General features: G+C 70.2%; 26 protein-coding genes and 2 tRNA genes. 20 read left to right on the top strand and 8 right to left on the bottom strand.

What is annotated here, in order from left to right; translation table 11 throughout:
- Nucleotides 1-1,141: 1,141 nt before the first annotated feature.
- From dnaN to ACH4ZA_RS09555, 8 genes are all read left to right on the top strand, one after another.
- A complete protein-coding gene (dnaN, locus tag ACH4ZA_RS09590) occupies nt 1,142-2,272 on the top strand; it encodes a DNA polymerase III subunit beta (RefSeq protein WP_319276851.1) in 1,131 nt (376 codons plus the stop codon).
- Between the two features lie 202 nt (nt 2,273-2,474).
- On the top strand, nt 2,475-3,350 hold the full coding sequence (gene gnd, locus ACH4ZA_RS09585) for a phosphogluconate dehydrogenase (NAD(+)-dependent, decarboxylating) (RefSeq protein ID WP_319276849.1): 876 nt from the start codon (nt 2,475-2,477) through the stop codon (nt 3,348-3,350).
- 52 nt (nt 3,351-3,402) lie between these two features.
- Complete coding sequence (gene recF / locus ACH4ZA_RS09580; RefSeq protein ID WP_398428726.1) at nt 3,403-4,524, top strand: DNA replication/repair protein RecF; 1,122 nt, start codon at nt 3,403-3,405, stop codon at nt 4,522-4,524.
- Nucleotides 4,521-5,069: a DUF721 domain-containing protein gene (locus tag ACH4ZA_RS09575; protein ID WP_398428724.1), complete on the top strand. Its 549-nt coding sequence runs from the start codon at nt 4,521-4,523 to the stop codon at nt 5,067-5,069. Before recF ends, ACH4ZA_RS09575 begins: the two co-directional genes overlap by 4 nt.
- Before the next feature lie 410 nt (nt 5,070-5,479).
- Nucleotides 5,480-7,540 carry a DNA topoisomerase (ATP-hydrolyzing) subunit B gene (gyrB, locus tag ACH4ZA_RS09570; RefSeq protein ID WP_319276844.1) on the top strand — a complete coding sequence of 687 codons (2,061 nt, stop codon included), beginning with the start codon at nt 5,480-5,482 and terminating at the stop codon, nt 7,538-7,540.
- A gap of 42 nt (nt 7,541-7,582) precedes the next feature.
- A complete protein-coding gene (gene gyrA, locus ACH4ZA_RS09565) occupies nt 7,583-10,174 on the top strand; it encodes a DNA gyrase subunit A (RefSeq protein WP_319276842.1) in 2,592 nt (863 codons plus the stop codon).
- An 18-nt stretch (nt 10,175-10,192) separates the two neighbouring features.
- On the top strand, nt 10,193-11,041 hold the full coding sequence (locus ACH4ZA_RS09560; protein WP_319276841.1) for a DUF3566 domain-containing protein: 849 nt from the start codon (nt 10,193-10,195) through the stop codon (nt 11,039-11,041).
- A 123-nt stretch (nt 11,042-11,164) separates the two neighbouring features.
- Nucleotides 11,165-11,241, top strand: a tRNA-Ile gene (locus tag ACH4ZA_RS09555).
- A gap of 198 nt (nt 11,242-11,439) precedes the next feature.
- Here the strand turns inward: ACH4ZA_RS09555 and ACH4ZA_RS09550 are convergent.
- The 3 genes from ACH4ZA_RS09550 to ACH4ZA_RS09540 all read right to left on the bottom strand — a co-directional run bounded on the left by ACH4ZA_RS09550 (nt 11,440) and on the right by ACH4ZA_RS09540 (nt 12,844).
- Nucleotides 11,440-11,943, bottom strand: coding sequence for a GNAT family N-acetyltransferase (locus tag ACH4ZA_RS09550; protein ID WP_319276813.1), 504 nt, complete (start codon nt 11,941-11,943; stop codon nt 11,440-11,442).
- On the bottom strand, nt 11,940-12,362 hold the full coding sequence (locus ACH4ZA_RS09545; protein WP_319276812.1) for an arsenate reductase ArsC: 423 nt from the start codon (nt 12,360-12,362) through the stop codon (nt 11,940-11,942). Before ACH4ZA_RS09545 ends, ACH4ZA_RS09550 begins: the two co-directional genes overlap by 4 nt.
- 101 nt (nt 12,363-12,463) lie before the next feature.
- Nucleotides 12,464-12,844 (bottom strand): ArsR/SmtB family transcription factor, encoded by a 381-nt coding sequence (locus tag ACH4ZA_RS09540; RefSeq protein WP_398428721.1) that lies wholly within the window; start codon nt 12,842-12,844, stop codon nt 12,464-12,466.
- Between the two features lie 79 nt (nt 12,845-12,923).
- On the opposite strand from ACH4ZA_RS09540, the gene ACH4ZA_RS09535 reads away from it, so the two are divergent.
- Nucleotides 12,924-13,397 carry an ArsI/CadI family heavy metal resistance metalloenzyme gene (locus ACH4ZA_RS09535; RefSeq protein ID WP_398428719.1) on the top strand — a complete coding sequence of 158 codons (474 nt, stop codon included), beginning with the start codon at nt 12,924-12,926 and terminating at the stop codon, nt 13,395-13,397.
- Nucleotides 13,398-13,549: 152 nt separating this feature from the next.
- On the opposite strand, the gene ACH4ZA_RS09530 is transcribed toward ACH4ZA_RS09535, so the two are convergent.
- The gene (locus tag ACH4ZA_RS09530) at nt 13,550-13,915 is read right to left on the bottom strand and encodes a DUF6344 domain-containing protein (RefSeq protein ID WP_319276807.1); all 366 of its coding nucleotides are present in this window, start codon (nt 13,913-13,915) and stop codon (nt 13,550-13,552) included.
- 348 nt (nt 13,916-14,263) lie between these two features.
- On the opposite strand from ACH4ZA_RS09530, the gene ACH4ZA_RS09525 reads away from it, so the two are divergent.
- Nucleotides 14,264-14,392 (top strand): DLW-39 family protein, encoded by a 129-nt coding sequence (locus ACH4ZA_RS09525; protein WP_003999697.1) that lies wholly within the window; start codon nt 14,264-14,266, stop codon nt 14,390-14,392.
- Nucleotides 14,393-14,584: 192 nt separating this feature from the next.
- On the top strand, nt 14,585-16,093 hold the full coding sequence (locus ACH4ZA_RS09520) for a hypothetical protein (protein WP_398428717.1): 1,509 nt from the start codon (nt 14,585-14,587) through the stop codon (nt 16,091-16,093).
- Here ACH4ZA_RS09520 and ACH4ZA_RS09515 read toward each other — a convergent pair.
- A complete protein-coding gene (locus ACH4ZA_RS09515; protein WP_398428715.1) occupies nt 16,057-17,730 on the bottom strand; it encodes a protein kinase in 1,674 nt (557 codons plus the stop codon). The genes ACH4ZA_RS09520 and ACH4ZA_RS09515 overlap by 37 nt on opposite strands.
- Before the next feature lie 327 nt (nt 17,731-18,057).
- Nucleotides 18,058-18,606, bottom strand: coding sequence for a DNA-binding protein (locus tag ACH4ZA_RS09510; protein ID WP_319276804.1), 549 nt, complete (start codon nt 18,604-18,606; stop codon nt 18,058-18,060).
- A 182-nt stretch (nt 18,607-18,788) separates the two neighbouring features.
- On the opposite strand from ACH4ZA_RS09510, the gene ACH4ZA_RS09505 reads away from it, so the two are divergent.
- A tRNA-Ala gene (locus ACH4ZA_RS09505) sits at nt 18,789-18,861 on the top strand.
- 114 nt (nt 18,862-18,975) lie between these two features.
- Here ACH4ZA_RS09505 and ACH4ZA_RS09500 read toward each other — a convergent pair.
- Complete coding sequence (locus ACH4ZA_RS09500; protein WP_319276802.1) at nt 18,976-19,683, bottom strand: DUF5324 family protein; 708 nt, start codon at nt 19,681-19,683, stop codon at nt 18,976-18,978.
- Between the two features lie 488 nt (nt 19,684-20,171).
- On the opposite strand from ACH4ZA_RS09500, the gene ACH4ZA_RS09495 reads away from it, so the two are divergent.
- Complete coding sequence (locus ACH4ZA_RS09495) at nt 20,172-20,705, top strand: peptidylprolyl isomerase (protein WP_319276800.1); 534 nt, start codon at nt 20,172-20,174, stop codon at nt 20,703-20,705.
- A gap of 113 nt (nt 20,706-20,818) precedes the next feature.
- Nucleotides 20,819-21,718, top strand: coding sequence for a rhomboid family intramembrane serine protease (locus ACH4ZA_RS09490; RefSeq protein ID WP_398428712.1), 900 nt, complete (start codon nt 20,819-20,821; stop codon nt 21,716-21,718).
- A gap of 289 nt (nt 21,719-22,007) precedes the next feature.
- Here ACH4ZA_RS09490 and crgA read toward each other — a convergent pair whose 3' ends face one another.
- Nucleotides 22,008-22,262 (bottom strand): cell division protein CrgA, encoded by a 255-nt coding sequence (crgA, locus tag ACH4ZA_RS09485; RefSeq protein WP_057576664.1) that lies wholly within the window; start codon nt 22,260-22,262, stop codon nt 22,008-22,010.
- Between the two features lie 140 nt (nt 22,263-22,402).
- Between crgA and ACH4ZA_RS09480 the strand changes: the two genes are divergently transcribed.
- The 6 genes from ACH4ZA_RS09480 to ACH4ZA_RS09455 are packed head-to-tail and all read left to right on the top strand — an operon-like array spanning nt 22,403 to nt 26,700.
- On the top strand, nt 22,403-23,272 hold the full coding sequence (locus tag ACH4ZA_RS09480) for a DUF881 domain-containing protein (protein WP_398428710.1): 870 nt from the start codon (nt 22,403-22,405) through the stop codon (nt 23,270-23,272).
- 32 nt (nt 23,273-23,304) lie between these two features.
- Nucleotides 23,305-23,988, top strand: coding sequence for a class E sortase (locus tag ACH4ZA_RS09475; protein WP_319277057.1), 684 nt, complete (start codon nt 23,305-23,307; stop codon nt 23,986-23,988).
- Nucleotides 23,989-24,004: 16 nt separating this feature from the next.
- Nucleotides 24,005-24,202, top strand: a complete 198-nt coding sequence (locus tag ACH4ZA_RS09470) for a hypothetical protein (protein WP_319193537.1) — start codon at nt 24,005-24,007, stop codon at nt 24,200-24,202.
- Nucleotides 24,199-24,837 (top strand): aminodeoxychorismate/anthranilate synthase component II, encoded by a 639-nt coding sequence (locus tag ACH4ZA_RS09465; RefSeq protein WP_319276796.1) that lies wholly within the window; start codon nt 24,199-24,201, stop codon nt 24,835-24,837. Before ACH4ZA_RS09470 ends, ACH4ZA_RS09465 begins: the two co-directional genes overlap by 4 nt.
- On the top strand, nt 24,834-25,889 hold the full coding sequence (locus ACH4ZA_RS09460; RefSeq protein ID WP_319276794.1) for a class E sortase: 1,056 nt from the start codon (nt 24,834-24,836) through the stop codon (nt 25,887-25,889). Before ACH4ZA_RS09465 ends, ACH4ZA_RS09460 begins: the two co-directional genes overlap by 4 nt.
- Nucleotides 25,890-25,947: 58 nt before the next feature.
- A complete protein-coding gene (locus tag ACH4ZA_RS09455) occupies nt 25,948-26,700 on the top strand; it encodes a class E sortase (protein WP_398428888.1) in 753 nt (250 codons plus the stop codon).
- The last annotated feature ends 18 nt before the right edge of the window (nt 26,701-26,718 follow it).

Raw genomic sequence — 26,718 nt, 5'->3', positions numbered from 1 at the left:
ACACCACCCCCCCGGGGCCCCGTCTGCCCCACCCCAAAACCCCGGGCGGGGGGGGGGGGGGGGGGGGCGGCGGGCGCGCCCCCCCCCCCCCCGCCCCCGCGTCGTGGAGCACCGCCGTGCGCTGGACGAGAAGCGCCCCCGGAGGCCTTTGGGGGCGCTTCTCGTCGTTCTGCGGGTCGTGCGGGGCTCCCCGGCCCGGCCCTCCACGGACGCCCGGGCGGCCGTTCGGCGATCGTCCGCGGCCCCTCGCGACCCCTCCGCCGCGCCCTCGCGACCCCTTGACCGCGCCCTTGAGACCCCTCCGCGGTCCCTCACGGCACATCCGCCCGTCGTACGCCGGCCGTACAGCGCTCACCCGCTGTTCGAATAAGGGCCGGGGTTACGGCTTCCCTCCACAGATTCGGCGACTTTCTCCCGTCCACACCCTGGGGACCGGGAAGTTGTCCAGACTGTGTCCACAGGCCGACGGGGTGCGGGAGGATCTCACCAGGTCACCTGGTTGTGGATTCGTGGACGAAGGATGTCCACAGGCTGTGGACAAAAAAATGATCCACAGCCTGTGCACGGAGTTGTCCACCGGCCGCCCACAGGCCTGGGCCGGTTGTCCCCAGCGATCTTCGGCTTCTCCACATGTCTGTCCACTGTTCGGCAACGCGGCGCGCGTTCTCACCGGGGCGAGTGAAAGGCGTCACACGAAGGTGCCGGAGTGCCCTGTGGGAAACGGCGCCGAACCTGGGGACGGCGCTGGGGAGAACTCGGCCCTCCCTGTGCACGGTGTGTGCAGAACTTTCTGTTCTCCACAGAAGGCCCCGGTTGTCCACCGGCTCCACCCACAGGGTCGGTGGACAAAATATCGCCTCTGAGCTGCGAAAACGCAGTTATCCACCGTATCCACAGCCCCTACTACTACTCCCGACTAGAGAGAGCGAGAAATCCGTTTAGAAGGGGGTCCTGTGCACAACTCGCTCCTCGGTGCCCGGCTGCCCCTCGTCACGACTTGACCCCGAGGGGCACCTACTGTCAGTGCGGTGCGTCAGACTGGTCCCCGGTGGTCCTGCCCCGCACCGGGGCCGATCACACCGAGACAGCGACGCAAGCCAGGCAGGGCGAGAAGCGCCGGCAACAGCAGGAGGCGGCAAGAGTGAAGATCCGGGTGGAACGCGACGTACTCGCGGAGGCCGTGGCCTGGGCGGCGCGCAGCCTCCCGGCCCGCCCGCCGGCGCCGGTCCTCGCCGGCCTGCTGCTGAAGGCGGAGGACGGGCAGCTGAGCCTGTCCAGCTTCGACTACGAGGTCTCCGCCCGGGTCTCGGTGGACGCCGAGACCGAGGAGGAGGGCACGGTCCTCGTCTCCGGCCGGCTCCTCGCCGACATCTGCCGGGCCCTGCCCAACCGCCCGGTGGAGATCTCCACAGACGGTGTACGGGCGACGGTGGTCTGCGGTTCCTCGCGGTTCACCCTGCACACGCTGCCGGTGGAGGAGTACCCCTCGCTGCCGCAGATGCCGAACGCGACGGGCACGGTCCCCGGCGAGGTCTTCGCCGCCGCGGCCGCCCAGGTCGCCATCGCCGCCGGGCGCGACGACACCCTGCCGGTGCTGACCGGCGTGCGCATCGAGATCGAGGGCGACACCGTCACGCTGGCCTCCACCGACCGCTACCGCTTCGCCGTCCGCGAGTTCCTGTGGAAGCCGGAGAACCCCGAGGCCTCCGCGGTCGCCCTGGTGCCCGCCAAGACGCTGCTGGACACCGCCAAGGCGCTCACGAGCGGCGACAGCGTCACCCTGGCGCTGTCCGGCGGCGGTTCGGGCGAGGGCCTGATCGGCTTCGAGGGCGCGGGCCGTCGTACGACGACGCGTCTCCTGGAGGGCGACCTGCCGAAGTACCGCACGCTGTTCCCGACGGAGTTCAACTCCGTCGCGGTGATCGAGACCGCCCCCTTCGTGGAGGCCGTCAAGCGCGTGGCCCTGGTCGCCGAGCGCAACACCCCGGTGCGGCTCAGCTTCGAGCAGGGCGTGCTGATCCTGGAGGCCGGTTCCAGCGATGACGCACAGGCTGTGGAAAGGGTCGACGCCCAGTTGGAGGGCGACGACATCTCGATCGCCTTCAACCCGACCTTCCTGCTGGACGGCCTGAGCGCCATCGACTCCCCGGTGGCCCAGCTCTCCTTCACGACGTCCACCAAGCCCGCGCTGCTCAGCGGCAAGCCGGCACTGGACGCGGAGGCGGACGACGCCTACAAGTACCTGATCATGCCGGTGCGGCTGAGCGGCTGAGCGGTCGGCGGCCCGGTCGCCCCAGGTCGTCCACAGGCTGTGGCCGAACGACCCCGGTCTGTGGACGAAGCCGCAGGTGAGCGGCGAGATGGGTGGTACGTCTGAGCGCGTATGCCCACAGGTGTGCGTGAGGGTCCGGGTTTAGGCTCGGACCGGGGCACGAGGTGCCCCACACGCCACACAGCGACCTAAGGAACAACTGATGGAGCTCGGTCTCGTCGGCCTCGGCAAGATGGGCGGCAACATGCGCGAGCGGATCCGCCGCGCCGGCCACACCGTCGTCGGATTCGACCGCAACCCGGACCTCGCCGACGTCCACAGCCTCGAAGAGCTGGTGGGCAAGCTCAAGGGCCCGCGGGTGGTCTGGGTGATGGTTCCGGCAGGCGCCGCCACCCAGTCGACCGTCGACGAGCTCGCCGAGCTGCTGGAGCCCGGCGACGTGGTGGTGGACGGCGGCAACTCCCGCTGGACGGACGACGAGAAGCACGCCGAGGAGCTCGCCGCCAAGGGCATCGGGTTCGTCGACTGCGGTGTCTCCGGCGGCGTCTGGGGCCTGGAGAACGGCTACGCGCTGATGTACGGCGGCGACGCGGAGAACGTCGCCAAGGTGCAGCCGGTCTTCGACGCGCTCAAGCCCGAGGGCGACTTCGGCGCGGTGCACGCCGGCAAGGTCGGTGCCGGCCACTTCGCCAAGATGGTCCACAACGGCATCGAGTACGCCATGATGCAGGCCTACGCCGAGGGCTGGGAGCTGCTGGAGAAGGTCGACTCGGTCACGGACGTCCGCGAGGTCTTCCGGTCCTGGCAGGAGGGCACGGTCATCCGGTCCTGGCTGCTGGACCTGGCCGTCAACGCCCTCGACGAGGACGAGCACCTGGACAAGCTGCGCGGTTTCGCCCAGGACTCCGGCGAGGGCCGGTGGACGGTCGAGGCGGCCATCGACAACGCCGTGCCGCTGCCCGCGATCACGGCCTCGCTGTTCGCGCGGTTCGCCTCCCGGCAGGACGACTCGCCGCAGATGAAGATGATCGCCGCGCTGCGCAACCAGTTCGGCGGCCACGCCGTCGAGAAGAAGTAATCCACAGGGTCGCCCCGCGATCCACAACCCTGGGGGAGGTCGGCGAACGACCATGCACGTCACGCATCTGTCGCTGGCCGACTTCCGCTCGTACGCCCGGGTCGAAGTCCCGCTAGACCCGGGCGTCACCGCTTTCGTGGGCCCCAACGGGCAGGGCAAGACGAACCTCGTCGAGGCCGTCGGCTACCTCGCCACCCTCGGCAGCCACCGGGTCTCCTCGGACGCGCCGCTGGTCCGCATGGGCGCCGACCGTGCGATCGTCCGGGCCCGGGTGACCCAGGGCGAGCGGCAGCAGCTGATCGAGCTGGAGCTGAACCCGGGCAAGGCCAACCGGGCCAGGATCAACAGGTCGTCGCAGGTCAGACCTCGTGACGTGCTGGGCATCGTACGGACCGTGCTGTTCGCGCCCGAGGATCTCGCGCTGGTGAAGGGCGACCCCGGCGAGCGGCGCCGCTTCCTCGACGAGCTGATCACCGCGCGCTCCCCGCGGATGGCCGGGGTGCGCTCGGACTACGAGCGGGTGCTCAAGCAGCGCAACACGCTGTTGAAGTCCGCCGCGCTCGCGCGCCGGCACGGCGGCCGTTCCCTGGACCTGTCGACGCTCGACGTGTGGGACCAGCACCTCGCGCGCGTGGGCGCCGAGCTGCTCGCCCGGCGGCTCGATCTGGTCGCCGCCCTCCAGCCGCTCGCCGACAAGGCGTACGAGCAGCTCGCGCCCGGCGGCGGACCCGTGGCCCTGGAGTACAAGCCCTCCGCGCCGGGCGAGGCGCACACCCGTGACGACCTCTACGAGCAGCTGACGGCCGCCCTCGCGCAGGCCCGCAAGCAGGAGATCGAGCGGGGCGTCACCCTCGTCGGGCCGCACCGGGACGATCTCCTGCTCAAGCTCGGTCAGCTGCCCGCCAAGGGGTACGCCTCGCACGGCGAGTCCTGGTCGTACGCGCTGGCGCTGCGGCTGGCCTCGTACGACCTGCTGCGGGCGGAGGGCAACGAGCCGGTCCTGGTCCTGGACGACGTCTTCGCCGAACTGGACGCCCGCAGACGCGAGCGGCTGGCGGAGCTGGTCGCGCCCGGCGAGCAGGTGCTGGTGACGGCCGCGGTCGACGACGACGTGCCCCATGTGCTCGCCGGGGCGCGGTACACGGTGTCCGAAGGGACGGTGGAGCGCGTATGAGCGCCGCCGGCTCCGCCGACCAGCCCGCCCCGAAGCGGGTGCCCGAGCCGTCCGGCGTCGACCTCGCGCGCGTGGCGCTCAGGGCGGCCCGTGAGCAGGCACGCGCGCGCGGGGACGCGGCGCAGCAGAAGAAGCAGGCCCGGCGCGGGGCGGGGCTGCGCTCGGGGGCGCGCGCGGACGGCCGCGACCCGATGGCGCTGGGCGCCGCGATCAACCGGCTGCTCAACGAGCGCGGTTGGGAGGCGCCGGCCGCCGTGGGCGGTGTGATGGGCCGTTGGCCGCAGATCGTCGGCGAGGACGTGGCGAAGCACTGTGTGCCGGAGAGGTACGACGACGAGGAGCGGACGCTGATCGTGCGCTGCGACTCGACGGCCTGGGCGACGAACCTGCGGCTGCTCGCTCCGACGCTGGTCGCGCGTCTCAACGAGGATCTGGGGCACGGCGCGGTGCGGTTGATCAAGGTGCTGGGCCCGGGCGGCCCCGTACGCCGCTACGGGCCTCTGAGGGCCCCCGGAAGCACCGGCCCGGGCGACACCTACGGGTGAGGTGCATCACGTCTTGACTGGGCCGGGCGGTCCCTTCCCGACCGCCCGGCCTTCGTTTCGCGCGCCCGCGCACGGGTGCGCGCGGTGACCTGACTCCCAAGTAGCCAAGGGTTGACACCCGAAAGCGCTGAGTGCCGCTGTGAGCCTCTTGGAGCCCCCTTCCGTATATCGGGACCCGGAAGACGCCGGTTGAGGGCGGCACATGCGGACTCAGGTACCGGCAAACCCCCATCAGTGTCAGTGCTACCGGTAGACTGGAAGCCAATCCCGCCCCGAACGTGGGGACCGCCCGGGAGAAGTCGAGCAACGCTGATCAAGGCTGACCAACGCAACATGCCGCAGCCGCTCCGGCAACCCTCCCCGGAGGGGTCCCCAGAGCCTGGCTAGTGCTGTGCCAGAAAGGGCGCTTCGTGGCCGATTCCGGCAACCCCAACGAGAACATCCCGTCCACCGACGCCGGCGTGAACAGCGAGGCGAACGCCTCGGGCCACGAGGTCACCGCCTCGTACGACGCCAGCGCCATCACCGTCCTCGAGGGTCTGGACGCGGTCCGCAAGCGACCCGGTATGTACATCGGCTCGACCGGCGAGCGCGGTCTGCATCACCTGGTGTACGAGGTCGTCGACAACTCGGTCGACGAGGCCCTGGCCGGCCACGCGGACACCATCGACGTGACGATCCTCGCCGACGGCGGCGTGCGGGTCACCGACAACGGCCGAGGCATCCCGGTGGGCATCGTGGCCTCCGAGGGCAAGCCGGCCCTCGAGGTCGTGCTGACCGTGCTGCACGCGGGCGGCAAGTTCGGCGGCGGCGGCTACGCGGTCTCCGGCGGGCTGCACGGCGTCGGCGTCTCCGTCGTCAACGCCCTGTCCAGCAAGGTCGCCGTCGAGGTCCGGACCGACGGCCACCGCTGGACGCAGGACTACAAGATGGGCGTGCCCACGGCGCCGCTGGCCAAGCACGAGGCCATCGAGGAGACCGGCACGTCGGTCACCTTCTGGGCGGACGCCGACATCTTCGAGACCACCGAGTACTCCTTCGAGACGCTGTCGCGGCGCTTCCAGGAGATGGCGTTCCTCAACAAGGGCCTGACGATCAAGCTCACCGACGAGCGCGAGTCGGCGAAGGCCACCGCCGGGGCGGACGAGGCGGGTGCGGACGAGAAGGACGAGGTCAAGACCGTCACGTACCACTACGAGGGCGGCATCGTCGACTTCGTGAGGTACCTCAACTCCCGCAAGGGCGAGGCGGTTCACCCGACGATCATCGACCTGGAGGCGGAGGACAGGGAGAAGAGCCTGTCCCTCGAGGTCGCCATGCAGTGGAACAGCGGCTACAGCGAGGGCGTGTACTCCTTCGCCAACATCATCCACACGCATGAGGGCGGCACGCACGAGGAGGGCTTCCGCGCGGCGCTGACCAACCTGGTCAACAAGTACGCGCGCGACAAGAAGCTGCTGCGCGAGAAGGACGACAACCTCACGGGCGACGACATCCGCGAGGGTCTGACGGCGATCATCTCGGTCAAGCTGAGCGAGCCGCAGTTCGAGGGGCAGACCAAGACCAAGCTGGGCAACACGGAGGCCAAGACCTTCGTGCAGAAGGCGGTCTACGAGCACCTCAACGACTGGCTGGACCGCAACCCGGTCGAGGCGGCGGACATCGTCCGCAAGGGCATCCAGGCGGCCACCGCGCGCGTGGCGGCCCGCAAGGCCCGCGACCTGACCCGCCGCAAGGGTCTGCTGGAGTCGGCGTCCCTGCCGGGCAAGCTCTCCGACTGCCAGTCCAACGACCCCACCAAGTGCGAGATCTTCATCGTCGAGGGCGACTCGGCCGGCGGCTCGGCCAAGTCCGGCCGCAACCCGCAGTACCAGGCGATCCTCCCGATCCGCGGCAAGATCCTCAACGTCGAGAAGGCGCGGATCGACAAGATCCTGCAGAACCAGGAGATCCAGGCGCTGATCTCCGCCTTCGGCACGGGTGTGCACGAGGACTTCGACATCGAGAAGCTGCGCTATCACAAGATCATCCTGATGGCGGACGCCGACGTCGACGGCCAGCACATCAGCACGCTGCTGCTGACCTTCCTGTTCCGCTTCATGCGGCCGCTGGTCGAGGCCGGGCACGTGTACCTCTCCCGTCCGCCGCTCTACAAGATCAAGTGGGGTCGCGACGACATCGAGTACGCGTACTCCGACCGTGAGCGCGACGCGCTGCTCGAGATGGGCCGTCAGCGCGGCAAGCGGGTGCGCGAGGACTCCATCCAGCGCTTCAAGGGTCTCGGCGAGATGAACGCCGAGGAGCTGCGCGTCACGACGATGGACCAGGAGCACCGCGTCCTCGGCCAGGTCACCCTCGACGACGCCGCCCAGGCCGACGACCTCTTCTCGGTCCTCATGGGCGAGGACGTCGAGGCGCGCCGCGCCTTCATCCAGCGCAACGCCAAGGACGTCCGCTTCCTCGACATCTGAGTCGGTCTCAGCTGACCGCGTCAGAAAGGATTCCCCCCAGCAATGACCGACGAGAACACCCCCGTCAGCCCTGAAGAGGGCGGCATCGTGATGCGCATCGAGCCCGTCGGGCTCGAGACGGAGATGCAGCGCTCGTACCTCGACTACGCGATGTCCGTCATCGTCTCGCGTGCGCTGCCGGACGTCCGCGACGGCCTCAAGCCCGTCCACCGCCGCGTCCTGTACGCCATGTACGACGGCGGCTACCGGCCCGAGCGCGGCTTCTACAAGTGCGCCCGCGTGGTCGGCGACGTCATGGGCAACTACCACCCGCACGGCGACAGTTCGATCTACGACGCGCTGGTGCGCCTCGCGCAGCCGTGGTCGATGCGCATGCCGCTGGTGGACTCCAACGGCAACTTCGGCTCGCCGGGCAACGACCCGGCGGCGGCCATGCGGTACACCGAGTGCAAGATGGCGCCGCTGTCGATGGAGATGGTCCGTGACATCGACGAGGAGACCGTCGACTTCACGGACAACTACGACGGCCGCTCCCAGGAGCCGACCGTTCTGCCGGCGCGCTTCCCGAACCTGCTGATCAACGGTTCGGCGGGCATCGCGGTCGGCATGGCGACCAACATCCCCTCGCACAACCTGCGCGAGGTGGCGGCCGGCGCGCAGTGGTGCCTGGAGAACCCGGAGGCCTCCCACGAGGAGCTCCTGGACGCGCTGATGGAGCGCATCAAGGGCCCCGACTTCCCGACCGGCGCCCTTGTGGTGGGCCGCAAGGGCATCGAGGAGGCGTACCGCACGGGCCGTGGCTCGATCACCATGCGGGCGGTCGTCGAGGTCGAGGAGATCCAGAACCGCCAGTGCCTGGTGGTCACGGAGCTGCCCTACCAGGTCAACCCCGACAACCTCGCGCAGAAGATCGCCGACCTGGTGAAGGACGGCAAGATCGGCGGCATCGCGGACGTCCGCGACGAGACGTCCTCGCGCACGGGCCAGCGCCTCGTCATCGTCCTGAAGCGGGACGCGGTCGCGAAGGTCGTGCTGAACAACCTGTACAAGCACACGGACCTGCAGACGAACTTCGGCGCCAACATGCTGGCGCTGGTCGACGGCGTTCCGCGCACGCTCTCCCTGGACGCGTTCATCCGCCACTGGGTGGCGCACCAGATCGAGGTCGTCGTCCGCCGGACGAAGTTCCGGCTGCGCAAGGCCGAGGAGCGGGCGCACATCCTGCGCGGCCTGCTGAAGGCCCTGGACGCCATCGACGAGGTCATCGCGCTGATCCGGCGCAGTGAGACCGTCGACGTGGCGCGCACGGGCCTGATGGGGCTCCTGGAGATCGACGAGATCCAGGCCAACGCCATCCTCGAGATGCAGCTGCGCCGGCTGGCCGCCCTGGAGCGCCAGAAGATCATCCAGGAGCATGACGAACTGCAGGCGAAGATCACCGAGTACAACGCGATCCTCGCCTCGCCGGTCCGTCAGCGCGGCATTGTCAGCGCCGAACTCACGGCGATCGTCGAGAAGTACGGCGACGACCGCAAGACGATGCTGGTGCCCTACGACGGCGACATGTCCATCGAGGACCTGATCGCCGAGGAGGACATCGTCGTCACCGTGACGCGCGGCGGATACGTCAAGCGCACGAAGACGGACGACTACCGGGCGCAGAAGCGCGGCGGCAAGGGCGTGCGGGGAGCGAAGCTCAAGGAAGACGACATCGTCGACCACTTCTTCGTCTCCACCACGCACCACTGGCTGCTGTTCTTCACCAACAAGGGCCGTGTCTACCGGGCGAAGGCGTACGAGCTGCCGGACGCCGGGCGGGACGCGCGCGGTCAGCACGTCGCGAACCTGCTGGCCTTCCAGCCGGACGAGGCGATCGCCGAGATCCTCGCGATCCGCACCTACGAGGTGGCGCCCTATCTGATCCTGGCCACCAAGGGCGGCTTGGTGAAGAAGACGCCTCTGAAGGATTACGATTCGCCGCGTTCCGGTGGCGTCATCGCCATCAACCTCCGTGAGACGGAGGACGGTTCCGACGACGAACTGATCGGAGCCGAGCTCGTCTCGGCGGACGATGATCTGCTTCTGATCAGCAAGAAGGCACAGTCGATCAGGTTCACCGCTACGGACGAAAGCCTGCGGCCCATGGGCCGTGCCACCTCGGGTGTCAAGGGCATGAGCTTCCGTGAGGGAGACCAGCTCCTCTCGATGAATGTTGTTCGACCCGGTACGTTCGTGTTCACTGCCACAGACGGCGGGTACGCGAAGCGGACCGCCGTCGACGAGTACCGCGTCCAGGGTCGCGGCGGCCTCGGCATCAAGGCCGCCAAGATCGTCGAGGACCGTGGGTCTCTCGTCGGCGCGCTGGTGGTCGAGGAGACCGACGAGATCCTCGCCATCACGCTGGGCGGCGGTGTGATTCGTACGCGAGTCAACGAGATCAGGGAGACGGGCCGTGACACCATGGGCGTCCAACTGATCAACCTGGGCAAGCGCGATGCCGTCGTCGGCATCGCCCGTAACGCCGAGGCGGGGCGCGAGGCGGAAGAGGTCGACGGCGGAATCGCCGCGGACGACACCGCCGAGGCGGCCACGACCGCCGGCACGGACGAGGGTGAGTCGCCCTCGGCCGAGTAGCACGAGGAGAGAGTCATCGTGAGCGGAGCCACGGGCGCCGGTACGTCTGCCGGCACGGGCAAGAACGGCGGCGGCCGTGGCTCCGCCGCGTCGGCGGGGGACGCGCGGACGACCGACGCGCGGGGCGCGGGCGGTGCGGGAGGCGCCGAGGGGCGTGCGGCCGACACCCACACCACTCAGCTGAAGGCCATCAAGGCCCCCGTCGCGGACTCGCCCTCCACCGGCCCGCAGCCGCCCAAGGGGCCCTCGGGTTCCTCCGGCGCGCGGGCCGCCCAGACCTCTCAGGCAGGATCCACGGGCCCTCAGGGGACCCAGGGGGGAACCGTGACGGACACCCGAGGCGCACAGGGCAAGCAGGAGGCGTCGCCGCTTCCCGGCGAACGGCAGCCGCAGCAGCCCGCGGGGCCCTACCACCCGCCGCAGGCCTATCCCACCCAGGCGCCCCCGGCGGCCGACGCGGTACGCCGACCGCGGACGGGCGCCCGCACCACGCCCCGCGTGCGCAAGGCCCGGCTGCGCGTGGCGAAGGCCGACCCGTGGTCGGTGATGAAGGTGAGCTTCCTGCTCTCCATCGCGCTGGGCATCTGCACGATCGTCGCGGCGGCCATGCTGTGGATGGTCATGGACGCCATGGGCGTGTTCTCGACGGTCGGCGGCACGATCTCCGAGGCGACCGGCTCGAACGAGTCGAACGGCTTCGACCTCCAGTCGTTCCTGTCGCTCCCCCACGTCCTGATGTTCACGTCGATCATCGCGGTCATCGACGTCGTCCTCGCGACGGCCCTCGCGACGCTCGGCGCGTTCATCTACAACCTCTCCGCGGGCTTCGTCGGCGGCGTCGAGCTGACCCTCGCAGAGGACGAGTGATCTCGCCCGTCAGGACGTCCGCGCACCCCGGCCGAGGCTCCGTGACCATCGATTTTGGGACTGCCCGCGTCGTGCGCTAATCTTCAGGAGTCAGCGCGCGGGACACACTCCGCAGAGCGCGGCGGGGCTATAGCTCAGTTGGTTAGAGCGCATCCCTGATAAGGATGAGGCCACAGGTTCAAATCCTGTTAGCCCCACCAGCGAGAAGACCCCCGGTCCGATGGACCGGGGGTTTTTTGACGCCACCATCTGACACCGACACCGACGGCGGCGAAGAGCAGCGGCCGGCCGATCAGCGGGTCCTCGCGCGGCCCTGCGAGCACCGTCACAGGGTGATGACCGCCGTCGCTCGAGAGCGTGAGTGGCGACGCCAGGGCGTCGGGTCGGTCCGAGGGGGATCAGGCGGTCGGGCTGCGGCGCTCGATCAGTACGACGTCCCGCCACACGCCGTGTTGGCGACCGATGCGCTCCCGGGTGCCGATGACGCGGAACCCGGCCCGCGCGTGGAGAGCGAGACTGGCCGTGTTCTCGGGGAACACGCCCGACTGGATCGTCCACACGCCCGCGGCCTCCGTAGACGTGATCAGTTCATGGAGCAGGGCCCTTCCGACACCGCGGCCGCGCGCGGCGGGGTCGACGTACACCGAGTGTTCGACGACGCCGGCATAGACGCACCGGTCCGAGACCGGGACCGCCGCGACCCAGCCCAGCACCCGGCCGGTGTCGTCGAGGGCGACGAACCGGTGCCCGGGCAGCTTCGCGGCGTCGAACTCCGCCCAACTGGGGGCGGCGGTCTCGAAGGTGGCGTTGCCCTCGTCGATGCCGAGTCGGTAGATCGTCAGGACCTCGTTCGCGTGCTCAGGGCTCATCGCGGCGATGCGGATACGGTCGTCCCCGCTCATGGCCGCGCCTCCGGGGCGATCTCGTCGACCAGGCCGCGGACGCGCCGCTCGATCTCGTCGCGGATGGGGCGCACGGCTTCGACTCCTCGGCCGGCCGGGTCCGGGAGTTCCCAGTCGAGGTAGCGCTTGCCGGGGAAGACCGGGCAGGTGTCGCCGCAGCCCATCGTGATCACGACGTCGGACGCCTGGACCGCTTCCACGGTGAGGATCTTGGGGACCTCCGCCGAGATGTCGACGCCCACTTCCGTCAGGGCCTCCACCACGGCGGGATTCACGGTGGCGGCGGGTGCGGATCCTGCGGAGCGCACCTGGACGCGGTCGCCCGCGAAGTGGGTGAGGAGGGCGGCCGCCATCTGGGAGCGCCCGGCGTTGTGGACGCAGACGAACAGTACGGATGGGCGTTCGGCCTGGTCGGTCATGGTGGGGTGTCCTTCTCGAGTGTCCTTCTGGAGCGGGGTGTCAGCCTGCGGGGCGGCCGGGCCTCTCGCCGTGGTGCAGGTCCGGCGCCCGGGTGGTGCGTTCACGCGATCGCCTCGGCGGCCTTCGTCGTCGCCAGGAAGGCGGACAACCGGTCCAGTGTGCCGGGAAGCGCCCGGTAGTAGACCCACGTGCCGCGACGCTCGCAGTCGATCAGACCTGCCTGCCGGAGCAGCTTGAGGTGGTGGGAGATCGTCGGCTGGGACAGGTCGAAGGCCGGGGTCAGGTCGCACACGCAGACCTCGCCGCCCGACCGCGAAGCGATCATCGACAGCAGTCGCAGCCGTACCGGGTCGCCCAGCGCCTTGAAGAGCTTCGCCAGGTCGGTCGCCCGGGCGTCGTCCAGGGGCGCGGCCGCCGGTCCCGGGCGGCAGCCCGCGATCCCGTCGTCCTGGTTGCTCACCACGCACCCTTGCTTCGACATACTTCTATGTTGACGTTTCTCGATCCAAGGCGCAAGCTCTGTATCGATAGACATCAATTCAAGCGGATGGGAGTCCGTCATGTCTCGTGCTCAGCTCGCCCTGCGCGTCGGCGACCTCGAAGCGTCGATCGCCTTCTACTCGAAGCTGTTCGGCGCCGAACCGGCGAAGCGGCGCGAGGGCTACGCCAACTTCGCCATCGCCGAGCCCCCGCTCAAGCTCGTGCTCATCGAGGGCGAGCCCGGCGAGGAGACCCGCCTGGACCACCTCGGCGTCGAGGTCGAGTCCACCGAGCAGGTCGACGCCGCCGCCGCACGGCTCGAGGAGGCCGGCCTCGCCACCTTCGAGGAGAACGACACCTCCTGCTGCTACGCGCTCCAGGACAAGGTGTGGGTACACGGACCGGGCCGCGAACCGTGGGAGGTCTACGTGGTCAAGGCCGACGCCGACACTCTCGGCAGGAGCGCCGACCTCGACGGCGCCGGTGACGGCTGCTGCACTGGTCAGGCCGCTGCGAAGGAGGTTCCGGCGCGCGCCGGCTGCGCCTGCGGCTGATTCCGCCGCCGACGTCGGGGGCGTTAGGGGCGGGGAAGCGGGTGGGGGGAAGCGGGTGGGGGCACGGCGAAGGCCCGGTGGCTCCTGGGGAGCTGCCGGGCCTGCTCGTGCGGTGTACGCAAGTTCGCCGTCACGTCGGGAGTGGTGCGGGCTCAGTTCTGCTGGGGGGCGGCGGGTTCGGCGGGGTCCTCCGGGGTGCAGGACGTCGTGTGCTCGGCCGCTTCCGTGTCCGGCAGGCCGTGGTGGCGGCAGCTGGGGGACTTGCCGTGTGCCTCGGCGCTGATGCGCTGCTTCATCGTGGGGGGCAGGGAGCGGGCCTGGGACCAGAGCCAGGTCGGCGACGACGCCGTCGGCCGGGCCGGCTCCTGTGCGGCGCCGAAGCTCTCCGCGCTGCGTGCCGGCTCGGCCACGGCCGCGGCCGTCGTGGCGGTCGTCGTGATGAGTCCGAGCGCCGTGCACAGCGCGAGGAAGGCGGTGACGATGGCGGTCCACAGCTTCATGACGCGGTTGTCGGTCATGGCCCCTCACTTTCGGGTTGGGCGATTTGCGTACTTTCCTCATGATGTGTATGGAGGCCGCGAAGTCGTGGACCGACGCTCGTGGCGTGGCGTTGTTCCGATGAACACCACTCGGATGGGTGCAAGAGCGGATAAAGAGGCAGGAAAGGCAGCCAAGGCGTACGAGAGGGGTCAAAAGTCACCCTCTGTGGAGATGTGATCACCCTCCGATCGGAGTGGTCCGATCCGCATCTACTGCGCTGCCGAAGGCGGGAGTTGGGGGCGGACGCAGGTCACCGATCGGTATCGGTCGGTGTGTATAGTCGGGCGCCAGAGATCCCCTACGCCAAGGAAAGACGAGGTAGCGCGGTGAAGAAGCTTCTCCTGGTCGCACTGGCCGCCATCGGCGGGCTCCTCGTGTACCGCCAGATCCAGGCGGACCGCGCCGAGCAGGATCTGTGGACGGAGGCGACCGACTCCGTGCCCACGGGTTCCTGAGTACCGATACCGAAGACTGAGCAGACCCCGGCCGCAGCTCGCGGTCGGGGTCTTGTGTTGCGGAACCCCCGGACTGCGGATACGCACGGCCGAAGGCGGGCTTTTCGGACGACCGCCCGCAATACACGGGTGCCACGCGCGCGTGCCGGGCAGGATGGCCCACGTTCGGTCCAAGGGGAGGGGGCGGCGTCGATGACCCGGCGTGCGGGGCGTGGGAGTGCCGGGACGGCCCGGCGGCGTGCCGTCGTGCGGGCCGCGGTCGTGGGAGCGGTGCTGTGCGCGGCCCCGGCAGCGCTGCCCGGACCGGCCGCGAGGGCCGCGACGACCGCGAGGGCCGCGACGACCGCGCCGGCCACACCGAAGGCGGACGCCCCTGCCTACGCCTTCGCGGGCGACGTCCGCCCCGCACCCGCGGCCACGGGCACCACCGCCGCCGTCGCCCTGGAGCCCGGCGCGACCTACCGCAGCTCTCTCGAGAGCCGGGGGAAGGCCTACTACCGCCTCGAACTCGACGGCACGTCGAACGTGTACGTCGCCGTCACGTCCGTGCCCCGGACGGACGCCGTCCTGTCCGTCGGCGACGGCATCGGCGTCTCCGTGCAGAACGCCGACGGAGCGTCCTGCTCCCGCGACAAGGCGACGGTCGGAGCGTCCAAGAGCCCGCAGCCGATCACCGCGTGGGCCGCCCGCGAGATCCTCCCCGGTAGAGGGCTGTGCCAGAAGGCCGGGACGTACTACGTGGTCGTGGAGCGCACCGGCGCCCCTGACAGCGTCCGCGGAGACGGGGACGGTGGAAGCGGCAGAGGCAGCAGCAGAGGCAGCGGCTCGGGCGCCGGTGGCGAGGAGACGGAGACGGCCGCCGACGGGCCCTGGGAGCTGGAGCTCGCACCCGTCTCCGAGCCCGCCCTGCGGAAGGCGACCGCCACGAGCGCACCCGAGGCGTGGGACTCCGCGACGCCCGCGCTGCCCGTCGCCGAGCGGGTGGCCGTTCGGGGCGGAGCCGGCTTCACCGGGGCCACCGCCGTGCGCCAGGGCGTCTGGAGCGACGAGATCGTCCCCGGCCAGACCCTCTTCTACAAGGTGCCCGTCGACTGGGGCCGACAGGTGTACGCCGCGGTCGATCTGGGGAGCGCCGACAGGGACTCCGGCTACGTGGTCGATGCCCTGGACATGACGCTCTACAACCCGGTGCGAGCCGAGGTCAAGGACACCTCCGTGGGGTACGGCGGCGCCCAGAAGTCGACGGCGCTGCCCCCGCTCCCGCCGGTCGGCTACGCCAACCGATACGCCTCCGCCACCTCCACCAAGTCCCTGCGGTTCGCCGGCGCGTACTACCTCGCGGTGCACCTCGCGGCCCAGGTGGGCGACCGCTTCGGGGACGGCCCCTACGGGCTGACCCTGCGGATCCGGGTCGACGGCCGGACCCAGGACGGGCCGAATTACGCGGCGCGGTCGGCGCCGCGCGGGGTCTTCGACGTCGGGGCCCCGGATCCGGAGCCGCAGGCGGCGGCCACGGCGAACACCGTCGACGCGTCGCGCGGCGGGACGCCGGGCGGGGACCCCGCGATGAAGGCGGTGGCGGTGGGCGGCATCGGCGCCGGCAGCCTGCTGCTCTCGGTGCTCGGGATCTGGACCCTGACCGCACGACGCCGGGCCGCCGCGGCTCAGATGCGGGCCAGCGCCCAGAACCCGACCGCGTAACAGGCCAGCGCGAGCAGCAGCAGGGGCACCGTGACCTTCACCGGCGGCCCCGGCCGTCCCCGGCGGGCGGCACGATGCCCCCGTCGGCCGGTGCGCGCCGGCGCCGCAGACGCCGCAGGTGCGTGCTGCAGGTGGCGGACGTGCTGCGGGGACCGGGAGTCACGGGCGGTGTACGAGGCGGTCGACGAGGTGTCGGCCCGCGGCTCACGGGTGGGCAGGGCGAAGGTGGGCTCGTACGCGGGCCGGTACGGCTGGTACGCCTGGGACGCCTGGTACGGGGGCTGGTGGTGCGAGGGCGTGGGGGAGCCGGTCGGCGGCGTGTGGCCGGGAGGACGGGGCGCGGGGGACTGCGCGGACGCCTGGGCTGGCGCCTGCGCGGAGGGGAACGAGCCGGTCGTGGGCTGCGGAGGCGGCAGGGGGAAGCTGCCCGTGTCCGACATCGACGGGGTGGGCGAGAGAGTCTGCGAGGGAGTCGGGGCGGACACGGCAGCGGGACCGGGGAGGTGCCCCGGATCCGGAAGGAGCCCTGGATCCGGAAGGAGCCCTGGATCCGGAAGGTGTGCGGGATCGGGATGGTGCGCGGGATCCGGAAGGTGCGCGGAGCCGGGCGGAGGGGTGGCGGGCCGGGGCGGCGCCTGAGCGGGCGGGGTGGACGGCCGGGACGGCACGGACGCGGCGTTCGGCCGGGCGGGATCCGGTGGGCCGGCGGGCCGGGACGAGGGGCCCTCCGGGCGGGTGGTCGAGCCGTCGGACCGGGGCGCGGGACCGGCGGGACCGAACCCCTGCGGCAGCGGCCCGAGTTGGTCGAAGATCTCGATCAGCTCGTCGTCCGGTCCCGGCTCCGGAAGGAGTTCGGCGGCCGCCGCGAGGGCCTTGCGCGCTCCGGTGGCCGTACGGAAGCGCGCCTGCGGGTCCGGCTGCAGCAGGGTGGCCACGACCTGCCACAGGGGCTCGGGGACGTTCTTGGGCGCGCCCGGCGTTCCGTGGTCCGCGAAGTGCTCGACCAGGGCCTTGGCGTCGGGCTTGGCCCCCTCGAGCAGGTACAGCGCGACCAGGCCGACCGCGAACAGGTCGGCCGGGAAGTCGGGGTCGGCGCCCAGCATCTGCTCGGGTGCGAGATAACCCGGCGTCCCCACCACGAGGTCGGTGTCGGTCAGCCGGGGCTCGCCCAGCCGCATCGCGATGCCGAAGTCGGAGAGCCTGAGGCGCGGCCGGGCCGTTCCGGTGGCCTCCAGCAGGATGTTGGCGGGCTTGATGTCGCGGTGCACGACGCCTTCCGCGTGGACCGCGGCGAGCCCGGAGAGCAGCTGGTCGAGCAGGGTGCACACGAACACCGGCGGCAGGGGCCCGTAGTCGCCGACGAGGTGGGCCAGCGAACCGCCGGCCACCAGGTCCATGGTGAAGAGCACCTTGTCGTCGTCGGCCGCCCAGCTGGCGGGCGCGAGCACATGGGGATGGTCGATCCGCAGCGCCTGCTCGCGCACGAAGCGCAGCAGCGCGTGCGCGTCGCTCTGCTGGAGGACCTTGGCGGCGACGTATCGGCGGCGGCGGTGGTCCCAGGCGCGCCAGACCGCGCCCACCCCTCCGCGGCCGATCGGGTCGGCCAGTTCGTACCGTGCGGCGAAGACCTCACCCATGGCAGTGCGTCGCTCCTCCCCCTCGCGCCTACGGGTTCTCCCCCTTGCTACCCCCGTGACAGGCGATACGACCCCCGTGTCCCCCGTGGACTCTACGAACCCCGTGCGTCCCGCGTGTCCCCCGTGGACTTCACGAAGTCCCCCGTGCACTTCACGAACCTGTACGTCCCGCGCGTCCCCCGTGCCTCGCGCGTCCCCCGTGCCCCGCGCGCCGTGTCCCCCGTCACGTGGCGCCGTTCCAGGTGCTGACCTGCGGTGCCGGCCGCCGCCCCCGCGGGCTGCCGACCTCCCGGATGCCGAACCCCCTTCGGCTACCGGGGCCCGCGCTCAGCTCTGGTGGGACTGGTAGTGCGTCACGGCGTCGGAGGTGCGGCCGGCGCCGTACACCCGGAGGAACTCCGCCAGTTCGGGGTGGGTCGGGGCGAGCGTGTCGGCGGCGTCGATGATGTCGCCGGCGGCGGACACCGAGCGCAGCAGCGACTGGATCTCGCGGACCACCCGCTTGACCGTGGGCGCCCCCGAACTGGTCGTGGACTGTGTGACGTTGCTGAGCACCGATCCCCCCTGCGACCGCTTGATCTCGTCCATGCGCTCGGTCGCCTCGGCGGCGCTGACGCTGCCGTCCGCGACCTGTGCGGCCAACTCCTGGAGCAGCTGCACCCGCTGCACCACCGCCGGATTGCCGATCTTCGCCCGCTGACCGCTCATCAGCTGCGACAGCATCGGCGCGGACAGTCCCAGCACCCCCGCGAGACGAGCCTGGTTGAGGCCAAGATCGTCGATGAGCTTACGGAAGAGCGCCCCCAGCGGCTCCCCGTACCAGTTCCGCTGCAGTTCCCGCGCTCTCGCGGTCGCTTCCTGCTGTGCGGCGTCCATTGCGTCTCCCCATCGCTTCCCCAGAAACCGCGGTTCGCTGTAGCGAACCACGTCCGAGCATCTTACGGAGAGTGGTCATCCGCGGGGACCCCCAATCTTTTTGCGAGATACCCCCGGTGACCCGGTACTCTGGTCTGCGGCGCCCGCCGGGACGAGTTCGATCCGGCCGGACGTCGTCTTCCGGGGCCTTAGCTCAGTTGGTAGAGCGCTGTCTTTGCATGGCAGATGTCAGGGGTTCGACTCCCCTAGGCTCCACGAAAAGACCCCTCCTACCTGCGGTGACGCAGATGGGAGGGGTCTTCTGCTGTGCTGGGGCGCGGTGACGAGGCCGGTCGGCGGACGCCGGGCGACCGCGGGCCGGCGGTCGGCTCAGCCGCGGTCGTCGCGGTCCGCGGCTTCCTCCTCGGCCTGCTTGGCCTGGACCTCGGGGTCCAGAACGGCCGGATCGGCGCTGCCGTCCACCGAGGTCAGGGGGGTGCCGGGGGCGGGTACCTCCGTGGCCGCCGGGGGCTCGACCAGCCAGTCCGGGTTGGCCTGCTTGTCCCACCACCGGTAGGCCGCGTACGCGCCGCCGGCGACGGCGCCCAGCACGGCCAGTGCCTTGGCGAGCTTGCCCGCCCTGGCACGCCGCCGGTGCTTGCGCACCAGCTTCTCGATCTCCTTCGGCGTCACCTGACCGCGCAGGGCGGCCAGCGCGGCGGTGCCGCGTGCGGCGGCCTCATCCTTCACGGGACCGGCCGCGGCGACCGCCTGTTCGATCTTCGGCCGGGAGTAGTCGGCCGCCTGCCGGGCGGCCTGGCGGGTGCGGACGGCCGCTTCGTGCGCGGCCAGGTCGACCTTCGGCGGGACGTGCGTCAGAGCCTGTTCAAGGCGCGGGGCGACGTGGGCGCCGTACTGGACGCGGGCCTGTTCGGCGGCCAGCGACACCTTGGGCGCGAGCCGTACACGGGCCTCATGCGCGTAGAGCGCGGCCCGTTCCTTGGCCGTGTCGGCGTAGGGCGCCACCACTTCCGCGGCGTGCAGCACGCTTCCCTTCGCCGAGCCGGTCGCGGCGCGCACGCTGTCGATGCGGGTCACGGGTTCCTCCTCCTCGGTGGCGTACGGTATTTCGACTTTCCACCCTTTTACGGATCATGCCTGCCGAGTGCGATCGCGGCATGTGCGGGCGGGCATACGGGTGCTGATCACGTGCGACGGCGGACGGATTCGGGGCGGTTTCAGGACGGATTCAGTTCAGATTCAGGGCAATGGCGACAGAGGCTCGCCAGGGCGACAAAACCGACGATGCCATGGATCGGCCCGGCTCGCTCCCGTCCGGGAGGACTCGGGCGCGTTTTCCTGACGGAAGCGTCGGTCCTCTCGGTCCCTTCCGGGAGTCGGAGGGACGCGAGGGGATCCGACGGGATCCGACGGGGTCCGGAGGGACCCGCACCGACCCGTACGGGCACTGTGACGACCGGGACGGACCGGTACGACCCGGCGGGACCGGTGGTTCGGCTTCCGCCGTCCTGGACCGTGCGAGGATCGGGGAGTCACAGCAAGACGACGGAAGGCAGATCAAGATCGTGGCCGAGCACCTGTACGCCACGCTGAAGACCAACTTCGGCGACATCGAGATCCGGCTCTTCCCGGACCACGCCCCCAAGACGGTCAAGAACTTCGTGGAGCTCGCCACCGGCGAGCGCGAGTGGGTCAACCCCAAGACGGGCGTGCGGTCCTCGGCCAGGCTCTACGACGGCACCGTCTTCCACCGGGTGATCGACGGATTCATGATCCAGGGCGGCGACCCGCTGGGCAACGGCACGGGCGACCCCGGCTACCAGTTCGCGGACGAGTTCCACCCGGAGCTGCGGTTCGACAGGCCCTACCTGCTGGCCATGGCCAACTCCGGCCCGGGCACCAACGGCTCGCAGTTCTTCATCACCGTCTCCCCGACGGCCTGGCTGACCCGCAAGCACACCATCTTCGGCGAGGTCACGGACACGGCGAGCCAGAAGGTCGTCGACGCGATCTCCAAGGTGCAGACCAACCCGCGTACGGAGCGCCCGCTGAAGGACGTCGTCATCGACTCGGTCGTCGTGGGGCGCCGGACGACCTGAGTCCGGATGCGCGGCAGGCCTTCGGGAACCAAACGCCCTGCTGGTCCGTAAGGATGAGCAGGGCGGTTCCTTCACCTGCTCCGACGACTTCAGACCACCCACTGGGAGCCCACATGGACCAGGCGTCCGGCAGCCGGCAGGACGACGCACACAGCGGCCCGCCCGTCTGCTACCGGCACCCCGACCGGGAGACCGGCGTGCGCTGCACCCGCTGCGAGCGTCCGATCTGCCCGGAGTGCATGGTCAGCGCCTCCGTCGGCTTCCAGTGCCCGACGTGCGTCCGCGAGGGCTCCGGCACCGGTCACGCCCCGAGCGCCTCGCAGCCCCGCACGATCGCGGGCGGCGCGGTGGCCGCCGACCCGCACCTGGTCACGAAGATCCTCATCGGCCTCAACCTGGCGATGTTCCTGGTCCAGCAGGCCGTCGGCGACAGTTTCACCGACCGGTTCGACCTGATCGGCCGCGCGTTCATGCCGGCTCTCGGCTTCGGCGAGCTCCAGGGCGTCGCCGAAGGCCAGTGGTACCGGATGCTGACCGCGATGTTCCTGCACGGCAGTTACATCCACATCCTGTCCAACATGCTCAGCCTCTGGTGGATCGGCGGCCCGCTCGAAGCCGCCCTGGGCCGGGCCCGCTACCTCGCCCTGTACATGGTGTCGGGGCTCGCCGGCAGCGCGCTGACCTATCTGCTGGCCGCGCCCAACCAGGCCTCGCTCGGCGCCTCGGGCGCCGTCTTCGGGCTCTTCGGCGCGCTCGCGGTGCTGGTGCGGCGCCAGCGCTACGACATGCGTCCGGTGATCGCCCTGCTGGTGATCAACCTGGTCATCACGTTCGGCTGGAGCGGTATCTCCTGGCAGGCGCACGTCGGCGGTCTGGTCGCCGGTCTCGTCGTCGGCGCGGCCATGGTGTACGCGCCGCGCGAGCGCCGCGCCCTCGTCCAGTTCGGGGCCTGCGCGTTGATGCTGGGCGCGGTCGTCGTCGTCACGCTCCTGAGGACCGCCCAGCTCACCTGAGCGCGCTGTTGTCCACAGTCTGTGGCGAATCTTGTGCACAAAGTGCGGGAACAGCTTCGCCCCCTGCTCGCGACTTGCGTTTTCGCAGGTCAGGCAGGGGGCGAACAGTTTTTCGAGTGAAGGCGGCGACCGGTAGTTAGGTCACACCGGCGTCAACCTCCGAGAGGTTATCCACAGATCGTCGTTCTTTCCCCAAGTGTGGAAACCGCTGTGGATAACTCTGTGGAGAGTCATGGGCAGAGCTGGTCGGAGCTTCGGTCGGAGCCTTGGACGGGTCCCTGGACGCCCGTCACTTCCACTGCGTGGAGACGCCGAACCCGGCCGCGATGAACCCGAAGCCGACCACGATGTTCCAGTTGTTCAGCTGGTCGATGGGCAGCGTGCCGTCGGTGACGTAGAAGACCACGATCCAGGCGAGCCCGATGATGAACATGGCCAGCATCACCGGTGCGACCCAGGCGCGACTGTTCAGCTTGATCGCGGTCGCCTGCTTCGCCGGAGGCGGCGTGTAGTCGGCCTTCTTGCGGATACGTGACTTCGGCACGAGGGTCTCTCCTGTCGATGCGCTGCGTGGCCGCGCAGGTACTGGGTCGGGCTCGGGGGCTGCGTACTGGGGGGCTGCTGGGCTCCCCCGGGCGTCCGTTAGCGTAGTGCTTCTACGGCGCTGAAGGAGATAAGGGTACGTTGAGCAATTCTGCCGACTCCCCCCGGACGGGATCAACGGGTTCCGCGCCCGATCCCGGACACGTTTCTCCATCGAATTCGCCGGAGACTGCGGACGCGGTCGTTCCGCCTTCCCCCTCGCCCGGCCGCAGGGGCGGTTTCGGCGGCTTCCGGCCGGTGCGTCTGCTCACGATCGGCGTCTTCGCCCTCGCCGGTCTCCTCTTCTTCACCAGCTTCACCACCGCCAAGGGCACCAACATCCGCACGGACGCCTCCCTGCTGAAGCTCTCCGACCTCATCCAGGAGCGCAGCCAGAAGAACGGTGAGCTGGACGAGACCAACGCCGCCCTGCGCGACGACGTGGAGTCGCTGGCCGAGGCCGACGACGGCAGCACTCAGGCCCAGGACGACAAGCTCGCCGGACTGGAGAAGAGCGCCGGCACCCAGAAGCTCAAGGGCCGGGCCGTCACCGTCACGCTCAACGACGCCCCGCCGAACGCCACCGCCAAACTCCCCGGCTACCCGGAGCCGCAGCCGGACTACCTGGTCATCCACCAGCAGGATCTCCAGGCCGTGGTGAACGCGCTCTGGCAGGGCGGTGCCCAGGGAATCAAGGTCATGGACCAGCGGCTGATCTCCACCAGCGCCGTCCGCTGCGTCGGCAACACCCTGATCCTCCAGGGCCGCGTCTACTCCCCGCCGTACAAGATCCAGGCCGTGGGGGACCCGGAGAAGATGCAGCAGGCGCTCGCGGACTCCCCGGCGATCCAGAACTACATGGTCTACGTCAACGTCTACGGCCTCGGCTGGAAAGTGACCGAGGACGGGACGGTGACTCTGCCGGGCTACTCGGGCACAGTGGATCTGCACTACGCCAAGCCTGTGGAGTAGCGGAGCAGCGGCAGCCGGGGGCGCCTGTGTCGGTGCGGGTGATCGTCAGGACGATCAGCGAGCTGTGCGTCACCGTGGGAGCCGTCATCGTCCTCTTCGTCGTCTATGTGCTGTTCTGGACCGGCGTGCGGGCGGACCGGGCCATGGACGACCAGATCGACGCCCTGCACGAACAGTGGGACCGTCAGGCCGCGGGACCCGCCCCGAGCGCGAGCCCCACCGGCGCCGCGCCGCAGCCGTCCTACCGCGGCGGCCGACCCTTCGCGGTGATGTACATCCCGCGTCTTGGTTTCACGTGGAACAAGCCGGTGCTCGAGGGGACCTCGACCGGGACCCTGAAGAAGGGGCTGGGTCACTACACGGGGACTGCCCGGCTCGGGCAGACCGGGAACTTCTCCGTCGCCGGCCACCGCCGGACCTACGGCGACCCGTTCAAGGACTTTCCCGAGCTCAGACGGGGTGATGCCGTGGTGCTGACGGACGGGACGACCTGGTTCACGTATCGGATCGACAAAGGGCCCTACAAAACAGTGCCCTCGGACGTCGAGGTGATCGACGCTGTGCCACGTAAGTCGGGGTACACGCGTCCGGGCCGGTACCTGACGTTGACCACGTGCGATCCCGAATGGGGCCACAGTCACCGGCTGATCGTCTGGGCGCACCTGGACTCCACACAGCCCGTGGAGGCAGGCGAACCGAGGGCTCTGCGCCGTTAGTCTGGTGGTGTACGGCGTGAGTCAGGTGCCGTGGTGCGACGGAAGGGACGGCATGTACGGCTGGATCTGGCGGCATCTGCCGGGAAACGCGTGGCTGAAGGCGCTGATCTCGATCGTGCTGGTGATGGCCGTGGTGTACGCGCTCTTCCAGTACGTCTTTCCGTGGGCCGAACCGCTGCTTCCCTTCAACGATGTGACGGTGGACAACCAGTGAGCGCGCGCATTCTCGTCGTCGACAACTACGACAGCTTCGTCTTCAACCTGGTCCAGTACCTGTACCAGCTGGGCGCCGAGTGCGAGGTCCTGCGCAACGACGAGGTCTCCACGGCCCACGCGCAGGACGGCTTCGACGGCGTCCTGCTGTCCCCGGGGCCCGGCACGCCCGAAGAGGCGGGGGTCTGCGTGGAGATGGTCCGTCACTGTGCGGACACCGGGGTCCCCGTCTTCGGCGTCTGCCTGGGCATGCAGTCGATGCAGGTCGCGTACGGCGGGGTCGTGGACCGCGCCCCGGAGCTGCTGCACGGCAAGACCTCGCGGGTGGAGCACGAGGGCAGGGGTGTCTTCGCCGGTCTGCCGTCGCCGTTCACCGCGACCCGCTACCACTCGCTGGCCGCCGAGCCGGCGACGGTCCCCGCCGAGCTCGAGGTCACCGCCCGGACCCACGACGGCATCATCATGGGCCTGCGTCACCGCGAACTGCCCGTCGAGGGCGTGCAGTTCCACCCGGAGTCGGTGCTCACCGAGCACGGGCACCGGATGCTGGCCAACTGGCTCGTGGAGTGCGGCGACGAGGGCGCGCCGGCGAGGTCGGCGGGGCTCGCCCCGGTGGTGGGCAGGGCCACGGCGTGACCGCGCTGCGGCCCGAGCGCGAGGACTCGTACGGCGCCGCGTCGGACGGGTCCTTCGGCGGTGAACCGTACGGCGCCGACCCCTACCGGGAGCAGGCGTACCGGCCGCCCGTCGACGAGGAGACGGTGGCGCTGCGGATACCGCCGTCGCTCACGTTCGGCCGTGGACCCATGGCCGCCTCTGGGGACTCAGCCGTCACTCCGGCCCCCGGAACCCCTGCGGGCGGCCGCGCGGCCCGCAGGAAGGCCGCCAAGGGGCGCCGTGGGCGTCATGGCGGTCCGGGTGAGGCATCCGAGTCGCACAGCGGGGCCGACGCACCCGCGCAGGACGAGCGGCCGCTGTCACGCGTCGAGGCGCGCCGCCGGGAACGGGCGCGCAAGCCGAGCCCGGCGGTGGTCGCCAGCCGGGCGATCGGCGAGGTGTTCATCACCACGGGCGTGCTGATGCTCCTGTTCGTGACCTACCAGCTGTGGTGGACGAACGTGCGCGCCCACGCGCAGGCGGACCGGGAGGCGAGCAGCCTCCAGGACGACTGGGCCAGCGGCAAGCGTGCTCCCGGCGCGTTCTCGCCGGGGCAGGGTTTCGCCATTCTGCACATCCCCAAGCTGGACGTGGTGGTGCCGATCGCCGAGGGCGTCAGCAACAAGAAGGTCCTCGACAAGGGCATGGTCGGCCACTACGGCGAGGCTCCGCTGGCGACGGCGATGCCCGACGCCAAGACCGGGAACTTCGGGCTCGCGGGCCACCGCAACACGCACGGCGAGCCGTTCCGGTACATCAACCGGCTGCAGGCGGGCGACCCCATCGTCGTCGAGACGCAGAACGAGTACTTCGTCTACAAGATGACGTCGACGCTGCCGGTGACCGCGCCGAGCAACACGAGCGTCCTCGATCCGGTCCCGCCGGGCTCCGGACTCACCGGGCCGGGCCGGTACATCACCCTCACCACCTGCACGCCGGAGTTCACCAGCAAGTACCGCTTGATCGTCTGGGGCAAGATGGTCGAGGAACGGCCGCGCAGCAAGGGCAAGCCGGATGCGCTCGTCGAATAGGCGTGCGCCCCTGTAGGCGTGCGGTCCGTAGGTGTGCAGCGAGTAGGGGCAGATGAACGTGGCAGCGACCACCGGCGACACCGAGCACGAACAGCACGCGCGCGTGGACGCGTCCGGGCCGGCGCCGCGCCGCAGAGGCAGCCGGGTCGCCCTGGCCGTCAGCGTCTTCGGGGAACTCCTCATCACCGTCGGCCTGGTGCTCGGCCTGTTCGTCGTCTACTCCCTGTGGTGGACCAACGTCGTCGCGGACCGGCACGCGGACCGGCAGGGCGACCGGGTGCGCGACACCTGGGCGCAGGAGCCCGCAGGGCCGGGGGCGCTCGACACCAAGGACGGCATCGGCTTCCTGCACGTCCCCGCGATGAGGAACGGGGAGGTGCTGGTCGCGAAGGGCACCTCGTCGAAGATCCTCAACGAAGGCGTCGCCGGCTACTACACGGACCCGAGCAAGGCGACGCTGCCGATGACGGGCAAGAAGGGCAACTTCACCCTCGCCGCCCACCGCGACGGCCACGGCGCGAAGTTCCACAACATCGACAAGCTGGAGAAGGGCGACCCGATCGTCTTCGAGACGAAGGACAAGTGGTACGTCTACAAGGTGTACGACATCCTCGACGAAACCTCGAAGTACAACGTGCAGGTCCTCGCCCAGGTCCCGAAGGAGTCGGGGAAGACGAAGGCGGGCCACTACATCACCCTGACGACCTGCACACCGGTGTACACGTCCCGGTACCGGTACGTGGTGTGGGGCGAGCTGGTGCGGGTCGACAAGGTGGACGCCGACCGCACCCCGCCGAAGGAACTGGGCTGAGCCGACGGGCCCGTCCCT

Origin of the sequence: Streptomyces sp. NPDC020597, assembly GCF_044335095.1 — a bacterium.
Taxonomy (GTDB): Bacteria; Actinomycetota; Actinomycetes; order Streptomycetales; family Streptomycetaceae; genus Streptomyces.
This window is presented reverse-complemented; position numbering and strand designations above follow the sequence as displayed.